Source organism: Holospora elegans E1 (assembly GCF_000648275.1).
Classification (GTDB): domain Bacteria; phylum Pseudomonadota; class Alphaproteobacteria; order Holosporales; family Holosporaceae; genus Holospora; species Holospora undulata_A.
Genome location: NZ_BAUP01000033.1, coordinates 1 through 9261, shown reverse-complemented (window position 1 = coordinate 9261; position 9261 = coordinate 1). Strand labels below are relative to the sequence as shown.

Genomic DNA, 9261 nt, shown 5'->3' with positions numbered 1-9261 from the left:
AAGATAAAACGTTTTTCATTGAACAAAATAACGCTCCACACCTCTATTGGTTTGCAAAATTTCGTCGAAAAACTCTTGCAAACACACGATAACTTGAAATGCTAGAGGGAACACTGCGTATTTTTACGGCACTTCACGTTAATAAAACTTTGAAAATTAATCACGCTATCTTTGGTTAAAAATTTTGCGTAAGGTGAGTTACTCAGAGAAAGAAGAAGCTTCACATGCTTAGAGCTGAAATAGGAGTGATTGAGAAAGGAAAAGTTATCCATATTTCAAAATTTTTTGTTCAGATCCTTCCTTACTAGTATCGAAATTTTCAGAGAAAACTTTACCTTCGTTTGAATAGTATTTCTGGACTCGCTGCCCTCAAAAATGGATTCTAAAAAACTTCCCCCTCCAAAGCTTAATGAATTTACTCAAGTTCCTTTCTATACTCTTTACAATCTATTTTTTTGCAGAAAATTTAATAAATTATTTAATAGAAAAAAATCACTACTATCTGTTCGCTGTATTTTTCTTGTTAAGAATATTGCTCACTCTTTGCTTCTAAAAAACTTCGATCTTATTACGCTGCATACAACTATTTAATTAACTTTTAGCTTAATTTTCTGCATCTATTTGTGCATGTCTTGATGACCTTCACTACCCAGGTGTATAAAACGTTCTTTAATATTCAGCATTTTTTCCTATAGCACAACACTACCTAACCAAAATTTTTTGTTAAAACGCACCAAAACTCACCTGAAAAAATTTTAGATTTTTCCCGTTTTCTTCTTTGAAATTTTGCTCCCCGCGCACTTCAAAAAAGAAAACCTCAACTTTTCAAACACTTAAAAAGAAATTTAGGCGTAAGATTCTTGCAGCAAGTGGATGATTTTAGAGCAAAATAATTTTTAGAAACTGGACAAAAGGATGAAGTCATGCCAGCAGGCAATTTTATGAATCGATCAAATATATGATCCAAAGTATCTCCGTTTGTTTCTTCAATTAGTTCCCCAACTAGCAAATAATTTGAGTTTGAATAGAGATGCTTTTTGCTTGCATCAAACGAAATGGATTGAAGCAATTCAACTGCACTGATTGGTTTGTTTAAGCTTTCCGGCACAGTCAGTCCATCGCCGTAACTATCCAAATAATCGCTAAGCCCAGATCTGTGGGGTAGTAAATCAAGTAAATTGACCTCAGATATCCAATCCTTGCCTATGGCTCCCAGCAAAGCAGAGTCGGGAAATAAAGCATTTAATTTTTGCTTTAGCAACTTCTTGAGCGGCATCCCTGGATATTTCTCATTCAGGGTGACAAGCATCATATACGCCGTCATATGTTTAGACGCTGAACCTATGTAAAATTGGCTATCATCGTTCGCTTGCTTGGATGAAGTTTTGAAAACCTTACCACCACGAACAATTGCCACCGTCACGCTCGCTGTTTACTCATTGGTGATTTTTTCTAAATTATCTTGGAACTGTTTCATAGAATCTGATGCATATGCGCTGTTGCCAAAAAGTGTAATGACAATACATACTCCCCCTCACTTTTTTTCAGGTAGTTTAAAAGATCGCTGAAATCAAAGAGTAAGAGTTTATCTTTGATCCACCTGAGTCCCCTTGTGAAGTATGAATAACAAAGGCGCTCTGACTGTTTTTTTGTAAGCAATTTCTTGTGTAAGGCCCGTTATAGAAGCGTATAAAATAGCAACAGCGACAATCGTGATAAGTTTGGAAAGTCTTCCCAAATCTTTCATAGGGGTATTTTCAAGGTTAACCCCTTGCGTTTTCATAGTTCTGAACAGCCGTTCAATGTCCCATCTTTGTTTGTAGGCTTTTATCACCCGGTCTTTATCTTAAGCAAATGACAAGGTACGCATCTTTAATCTTTTTACCTACGATACCCCCCCTAGGATCATCCAGCATGTTACAGATGGCGGCTTTGTCCGTATTTAGGTGAGTAAAAAAATCCTTCAAAGGCTTTTTAGAGGTGCCGAAGTTGGCCAATGGATTATCTTTTATACGGATAAAAAAAGGATCTTGTGGTCAAACAAATAAGTCACAAAAATAAGTCAAACAAATAAGTGATCCAATCTTTGCCCACAAATTCGCGATCAGCTGAAAAGGAGAGAATTTTATCGAATCCAAAGATTTCCTAAAATTGGTTTACTCCAAAACAAAGGAAATGTAATCTTTCCAACTCTAACAGCTGGTACGAGGTAATTGATATTTTGCGTTCCAAACTTCCAATTGGTGCCATCGAGCATTAAATGCATGTTAGGAACTGGCTCCCAAATGCTTGATATCAAGGCTTTTGAGAAGAGTCCAGAATCAATTCCTTGTCCTTTTAAAAAAACGCCTGACGCGTTCAAGCTTGGATTTTATTGAAGCTGGAGCGTTCATCTTGTGGATCAGCGCAGGATGCTGAACCTTTCGCTGATCGATCATACTAAGCACGAAAGTTTTAAAAGTCTCTGCGCTGGATGAGAGGTTAATTTGCATTAAACATTGTTGTTTATTTTTAATAAAATAGCCTCTCTTTCGGATCTTTTAAAGACCCTTCAAAAAAGTGAGGGGGAGTATACAATAAATATTTAAAATTTTTATTTATTTATTTTTTTAAATTATCGTGTAACTTTTTCCAAATAAATACCTCAACATCGGAATTCATTGTAGACGGCAAACTGGAAGAATCCACCTCTTCTATAATTTTTTGAAAATCTTCTTTTTGTATACCATTTTCTTTTAAAATCTCGTCAAGCTGCTCGTCTTCATAGTCTTGAGGCAAAGCACTTAAAACTTTCATCGTCTTTAACATCTTGTCTTGATCGTCTTGACTTAGATCTGAAAATTTTTCTGACATTTCCTTTACTGCTACGTTGCTCATCTTTTTTTCAACATCATCTGTTGAAGAACTTCTTAAAAGAACTTTCAGCGCACCCCTTAGATACGAGCTAGAAAATTCTTCCAGATTTTTTTGTGCATAAGAAAGCATGCCGATCGCATTAAACATTATAAAGAGTAGTATCTTTTTCATTTCTAAAAATTTGTTAGAAGCTTACTCTATAAATTATACCCCGTGCTTATTAAATTAACATTAAAAAACGAACTCTGAACAACAAAGTATAACCAAAGCATCACAAAATGTATTATATATATCTAAATCAGTATAAAAAGATTACGAAAAATGGAATTGAAACAAGTGGTCAATTGAGCAAGTTGAAGTTCTTCTTATATGTTTGGCTTAGGCCTATTTTTTCTCAATAGAATTGAGATCTGGAGAATAATGAGGCAAACAAAGCAAACTATGGCATCTTCTAGCATATTTTTCATAGCTTTCCCTTTATGGAAAGTGGAATTATTCATAAAACTACCGCTTTCTTTTGGAAAGTTTGGTAGCACCCAACCCCCTTTGCAAGCCAGATATCAACCCAATTGATTTTTCGAAATCTAATGAATATATCATAATTTTAATTATATAATTTATTATGTAATTAATGATTCTATCAAGCTCTATTGTCATGTTCTTTTTATGATGTTTTAGCTATATAGTGATGAAAGTGGTATAGAGCTAACGATTGGCAAAGATAGAGGATGGGAAGAAAAAGTAAAAAACCGATAGGTACAAAAAGTGGCAAATATTGCGCGCGAACAAATATTATAGCGGGATTAGTGAATAATAAATCGATAGCTCCAATGATGTTTAATGGATCTTGCACTACGAATGTATTCGAAACTTGGGGGGAACATTTAATAAAGGATCTGAAGCCAGGTCAGAGGGGAGTTATGGATACTGCTGCCTTTCACCGATCACAGAAACCTAAAGATTTAATTGAATCTGTTTGGTGTGGAGTGCCCCTGATCTAAATCCAATTAAAAAATTCTGGGCCAATATGAACCGATGGATTAAATGCCAAATTAATACATTTGGCAAACTTTATGAAGCTATTTCTGCATTCTTCCAAATCCCATCTTCAGGCCAAATTACTATAGTGTAAATATTTTCTTACCCATTTAGCTTCTTACAATTGATTTTCGCACTTTTGAGCGCTATTTCTATTCCAATTCTTTAATTTTTAGAACACTATCCCCTTATCTTTTGGTCTTCAACAGAGAATTTAAAAGGACACACTTTCCACAGAAGCCTATCTATTTCTTGATAACAAAGGGGTATGCCCAACTGCTCCAAAGAAGTGATTCCAAATTTTTTTTCCAGTCCGCAAGGAGAAATCTTTAAAAACGCCTTGGAAGGAGAATAAAGATTTAAAGCCATTCCATGAAAGGCAACATTTCGTTTAATCTGGATTCCAAGGGAAGCTATTTTTTATTTTGGATCCATACACCACGCCGATCTTGGGTGCACTCTCCTTGAATTCCTAATAAATTTAAAAAGTGAACAACCCATTGCTCTAAACTGCTTAAATAGGAAGAAACTGTAAAACCCCGGCTCTTGATGTAAATAAAAGGATAGATCATCCTTTGCTCTGGTCCATGAAACGTTAGCAACCCTCCCCGACCGGCGCGGTAAACGGGAACGTTCAAATCTTGAGATACGTAAGAAAGCGCACCTGCACCTAACGTATAAACCGGAGTGTGACTTAAAAGCCACAGCGATTCGCAGGCCCTTCCCAATGCAATATCATCGGCATAAGCGACCATAGCATCGCATATATAAGGATAATCTTGCGGCAAAGACCAGCGATAACAATGAAACGGAATAGTGCACATAAAAACACTTAAGACAGAACGTGATTAAACATAAGTAGCCCGGCTAAAACACACCGATATAAAAAAAACCAAAAAAGGAAACATTTTGTATATAGCAACGAAACATCCATAACGCAGCAAAACAGCTGAAAAATGTAATTCCAATGGTTTGCACCCAAAGAGAGAGAGTAAAATCTAGATGAACCAAAGCCGGAGCCTCTAACGTAACACAAGCAAAAATAGAAATAATTCCAAGAACAATAGAAATATGCAAAGATTCGCTTCTAGAATATCCGATCCACCTGCTTGCCAATAAACATGCTCCAAGACGACTAACTCCAGGGAAAAGCGCCAGCATTTGTAAGGCTCCCAGCATGCATGCCCGAAACACCCAACCCTTTTCAAAATTTTCAACTTTTGTGGAATAAATACGTGGCCCATATCGGTCAAACCACCACAACAAAAAACCAGAAGCAGCACACAATACTGCAATAGCACCAGGAATCCGCAAGCGCATGTGAAGCAAATGCATCAATCCCCCCAAAACAAGTACGGGAAGACTGGCAACAGTAACAAAAATCCACCAGTGTGCTTCTGAGGTCGTATATTTTCCCTTTAAGACATGAAAAAAACCCAAAAATGCTTTCTTTACAGATGACGGATACATTGCGCAAAAAGCAAGACCTGTTCCCATATGAAGAGCACCTTCCAGTGCAAGACTTAAAGGATGCTGCATCCACTGGGCAATTAAACGAATGTGGGAAGAAGAACTTACTGGAATTGCTTCCGTAATGCCTTGTACCAAGCTGTACACCCACAAGAAATGCTTCATAGAAAATTTTAACTTTAATAAGTCCCTAAGGGTAGCATGATTTTCTTAAAGAAAAAAGAGCATTTTTTTAAAGCAAATGTATAGATTTCTTTAGAAAATTCGTTAATTAATTTTGCTTGATTTTATTTTCTCCAAAACATTAATTTATTGAAAAATCCTTTAGGAGAAGATGAATTCGTTTGAATTTTTGAGCCATTCGTTTCTTTCGAATCTACGATTGAAGATATTTCAGTCAAATCTTGATTTATTTTTTTTAAGTTTTCTTTTGTTTCTTGTAAATTTACAATCTCGAAATCATTATCATTATTACTTACCCTAGGATCAGCGCCTGTTTCATTGAATTGATTTTTTATTTTTTCATTACTTGCTGTACTATCAACAATTTTTTGAGAAGGGGTTTGAACAGAAACAGAATCAGTAATCTCATCTGAAGGAACGTTTTGAAGATGAGGAGCAACTGCATTCTTTTTTGCATTATTAGCATTAGCGAGTTGAGAATTTGTAACAGAACCACCACTAGGATGAGCACTACTGTCACTAGTTGCAATTGAAACGTTTAGAGAATTTTTTCTAGTTTGATCAGGCAAGGTTACATTTTTTGGTTGCTTCATTCCATCTATCATTTCCTTAGCTTCTTGAGTGTTTTTATTCACAGCACCACCATTATTGAGATTGTTTTTTCTTAAATTCGATTTTTCTATATCGAAATTCTTAATTTGTTTCTTTTTTTCGTCAATGTTATTAAAAATATTCTGAATTTCTAATATTATCGCTTTAAATGGATCTTTTTCTTTAGAGATATTGCTTTTATTTTTTGCATTATCGTTTTTAGCATTAGCACTATCGGTTTTTTTTAATACACCTTCAACCAGATATGCGCATCTTTCTAAAAATTGTTCTTTTTCATTTTTTTCTAATTTTTTGTTTTCTATTTTTGAACATATGTTTTCTTTATTTTCACTAACTGATTTCAAAAAACTATCTTTATTTTCCTTAACATAGGAAGAAAGTTTGGTAAAAATCTTTTTAACCAACCTAAATTTTTCTTCTTCGTTTATGCGATAAAAATTTAAAACATCGCTTAAGGTCTTTAGAACGGAGTAAAGAGTATTAAGTCTTCGAGGAGAAGTGTCCGCTCCAAAATTACTAAGAAAAGTTTCAGTTTTTGTTTTCTTTTCTTTTCGATTTTCGTACCTAATATTCGTCGCAAATTTCTCTATATCTAAGCTATTGGAAGGATAAGGATTGGGATGATCTGTCCAATTAGTTTGAAATTCTTCAAAATTTTTCCATTTATCTCCAGAGGGGCCATTTTTCAGAAAATCCTTTTTGTGAAGATATTAAAAACATTCCTAAAAATAAGATAATTTTTTTATTTTTATCATAATTCATATTATTTTTTGTCAAATAAAACATTATTTAATTGTAATGCAAAAAATATAAAAAAAATTAAAAAATTTCATAGTTTTTAATAATTAATCAATTTACCCCATTTCCACAGAAAATCTCTAATATTTTTTTACATTTTTGGATAAAAATAATTTATTATTTTGAAAAAAAAAATTCTACTGTATAAAATTCTTAAGTTATCTAAAATATTTGTGCTATAGTACCATTAACATCACCTCATCTTTTTCTATCCTATTAAATAAAACTACTTTTCTTCTTTACATAAAATTACGATATACAAACCATAAATATTCTGTCATAATGCTTTATGAAATAGTAGAAAATTTTAGAGTGCTGATTTATGAGTTGGCTCACTGATTTTATTCCTCCACGTATTCGAAACTTAATATCGAAGCGAGAGGTCCCAGAACACTTGTGGAGCAAATGTTCATCTTGCGAAACTATGATCTTAACCTCTGATTTTGAAAAATCTTTATATGTGTGCTCTCACTGTGGTCATCACGGACTTTGCCCACCAAAGCTTCGATATTCTCACCTTTTTGATGAGGGAAGTTATTCTGTGTTAGAGTCGGTGCGTTTAAAAGAAGATCCTCTTCAGTTTCGCGACCAAAAACGTTATGTAGATCGACTAAAAGATGCACGTCTTAAAACTCAGCAATGGGAAGCCGTGTTGTTAGCTCAGGGCAGTATCCTGGGGCGTACTGCTATTGTGGCTTGCTTTAATTTTAGTTTTGTTGGGGGGTCTATGGGGCTAGGAGTGGGGGAAATACTGATTCAAGGTGCGCAATGGGCATTACATCATAAAAAGCCGTATATTATCTTTTCTTCTTCAGGGGGGGCGCGTATGCAGGAAGGCATTCTTTCTTTAATGCAGATGCCCCGTACTGTTTTGGCTTTGACTCAATTAAGGGAAAGTGCGATTCCGTTTATTTCGGTGCTTACTCACCCCACTACTGGGGGAGTTGCTGCCTCGTTTGCTTCCTTGGGAGATATAACTTTGGCAGAACCCAAAGCAGTTATTGGGTTCACCGGGGCTCGTGTGATTCAAGAAACCACACGCCAGCCTCTTCCTCCTGGATTTCAAACCGCAGAATTTCAAAAAGATCATGGGTTTATTGACCATATTATAAACCGAAAAGAGATGAGAGCGGTTTTAGGAAAGATACTGTCTTTGTTTGATCTCCCCAAATGTATTCCAGATTCCAATTCTGGCCTTGAGATTTGATAAAGGGAAATTTTATATTCCCCAAAGAGACCTGAGTTTGAGTTGTACAAAAATAGAAAAACTATTGTACTTGGATTAAAATTTGAAAAATTTTTTAGGTACAAACTATCTTTTATCTATCTTTTGTACATCCTAACGAAATTTTTAATAGAACATCTAATTCCGAGGCAAAAGAATTTTAGAGAGATTAGATTTTAGATTCTCCGACTCTAAAAAAATCTTTAGGTAAATTTTAATAATCTACGTAATTTTTCAAACTTTCTATTAGATCAGAAAACTTTATAGTAATTTAGCTTGAAAGTGGGACAGGGTGGTGCTATTTTTAACAAAAAATGACAAAGAAACAACACAGCTTCAATCTAAGGGAGCAAGTAATAGAATATATTAAATTTAGTAACGATCAAAAAACGACATCCAAAGTGTTTAAAGTTGATGTTTGATCCCAGAGAATTATGGAGTATATTATGAAGACAATAATTCATGGAAGAAAAGTTTATGGGACAAGTATTACACGCAAATGCCAGAACGACTGAGGCACTCCGTAGAGAGAAATAGTGAAGAGAGCATAGCAAAAGCGGCTATAAAATTTAATGTTAATCCAAAAACAATTATCAAATGGAAGAATCGAGAAGATACAAAAGATCTCCCTATGGGTCCTAAAAAGATCAAGTCTACTGTGCTTTCAGAGTCTGAAGAAGAAGCAAGTGTGCATTCAAGAGGATGAAGTATTATATTTACAAGAAACTATTCCACATTTAAGCCAATCAAGTCTTCATCGTTGCTTAAGGCGTCATGGCGGCTCTGCTAAAAAAGAACTATCTAGCACTATCCTAGTGGTTATTTTTATATAGATAGTGCAGAAGTAAGGACAGCTGAAGGTAAGCTATATTTGTAGGAAATAAATAGAACATCAAAATTTGCATATGCAGAGCTTCTAAAAGTCAGAATAAAATGAGTACTGCAGCGGTTTTGTGCAACCTTATTAATGCTGTACCTTATAAAATACACAAAGTCCTTACAGATAACAGAATTCAATTCACCACCCATGATCATCATAAACATGCATTCACTCATATCTTTGAGCGTGTTTGTAATGA

General features: G+C 34.7%; 11 protein-coding genes and 1 pseudogene. 3 read left to right on the top strand and 9 right to left on the bottom strand.

Going from position 1 to position 9261, the window contains the following annotated elements; all coding sequences use genetic code 11:
- Positions 1 to 817: 817 nt before the first annotated feature.
- The 6 genes from HE1_RS00775 to HE1_RS00760 all read right to left on the bottom strand — a co-directional run bounded on the left by HE1_RS00775 (position 818) and on the right by HE1_RS00760 (position 3003).
- Complete coding sequence (locus HE1_RS00775) at positions 818 to 1417, bottom strand: serine hydrolase (protein ID WP_162531135.1); 600 nt, start codon at positions 1415 to 1417, stop codon at positions 818 to 820.
- 168 nt (positions 1418 to 1585) lie between these two features.
- Complete coding sequence (locus HE1_RS00770) at positions 1586 to 1834, bottom strand: transposase (protein ID WP_162480102.1); 249 nt, start codon at positions 1832 to 1834, stop codon at positions 1586 to 1588.
- 7 nt (positions 1835 to 1841) lie between these two features.
- On the bottom strand, positions 1842 to 1997 hold the full coding sequence (locus tag HE1_RS08540; protein WP_162531134.1) for a hypothetical protein: 156 nt from the start codon (positions 1995 to 1997) through the stop codon (positions 1842 to 1844).
- Positions 1998 to 2125: 128 nt separating this feature from the next.
- Entirely contained in the window at positions 2126 to 2362 is a 237-nt protein-coding gene (locus HE1_RS00765; protein WP_035543500.1) for a hypothetical protein, read from the bottom strand.
- Positions 2322 to 2492 (bottom strand): hypothetical protein, encoded by a 171-nt coding sequence (locus tag HE1_RS08535; RefSeq protein WP_162531133.1) that lies wholly within the window; start codon positions 2490 to 2492, stop codon positions 2322 to 2324. Before HE1_RS08535 ends, HE1_RS00765 begins: the two co-directional genes overlap by 41 nt.
- A gap of 109 nt (positions 2493 to 2601) precedes the next feature.
- Positions 2602 to 3003 carry a hypothetical protein gene (locus HE1_RS00760; RefSeq protein ID WP_035543499.1) on the bottom strand — a complete coding sequence of 134 codons (402 nt, stop codon included), beginning with the start codon at positions 3001 to 3003 and terminating at the stop codon, positions 2602 to 2604.
- Positions 3004 to 3584: 581 nt separating this feature from the next.
- On the opposite strand from HE1_RS00760, the gene HE1_RS10165 reads away from it, so the two are divergent.
- Positions 3585 to 3857 carry a transposase gene (locus HE1_RS10165; protein ID WP_006290357.1) on the top strand — a complete coding sequence of 91 codons (273 nt, stop codon included), beginning with the start codon at positions 3585 to 3587 and terminating at the stop codon, positions 3855 to 3857.
- Between the two features lie 450 nt (positions 3858 to 4307).
- Here the strand turns inward: HE1_RS10165 and HE1_RS00750 are convergent, their stop codons facing one another.
- The 3 genes from HE1_RS00750 to HE1_RS00740 form a co-directional block, all read right to left on the bottom strand.
- On the bottom strand, positions 4308 to 4718 hold the full coding sequence (locus HE1_RS00750) for a lipoyl protein ligase domain-containing protein (protein ID WP_162480101.1): 411 nt from the start codon (positions 4716 to 4718) through the stop codon (positions 4308 to 4310).
- Between the two features lie 43 nt (positions 4719 to 4761).
- Positions 4762 to 5502: an undecaprenyl-diphosphate phosphatase gene (locus HE1_RS00745; RefSeq protein ID WP_206537204.1), complete on the bottom strand. Its 741-nt coding sequence runs from the start codon at positions 5500 to 5502 to the stop codon at positions 4762 to 4764.
- Between the two features lie 149 nt (positions 5503 to 5651).
- Positions 5652 to 6563, bottom strand: coding sequence for a hypothetical protein (locus HE1_RS00740; RefSeq protein WP_035543494.1), 912 nt, complete (start codon positions 6561 to 6563; stop codon positions 5652 to 5654).
- 716 nt (positions 6564 to 7279) lie between these two features.
- Between HE1_RS00740 and HE1_RS00735 the strand changes: the two genes are divergently transcribed.
- Positions 7280 to 8164: an acetyl-CoA carboxylase carboxyltransferase subunit beta gene (locus tag HE1_RS00735; RefSeq protein ID WP_006290364.1), complete on the top strand. Its 885-nt coding sequence runs from the start codon at positions 7280 to 7282 to the stop codon at positions 8162 to 8164.
- Between the two features lie 495 nt (positions 8165 to 8659).
- Positions 8660 to 9261 (top strand): annotated as a pseudogene (locus HE1_RS09500) (transposase family protein); the annotation flags it as partial.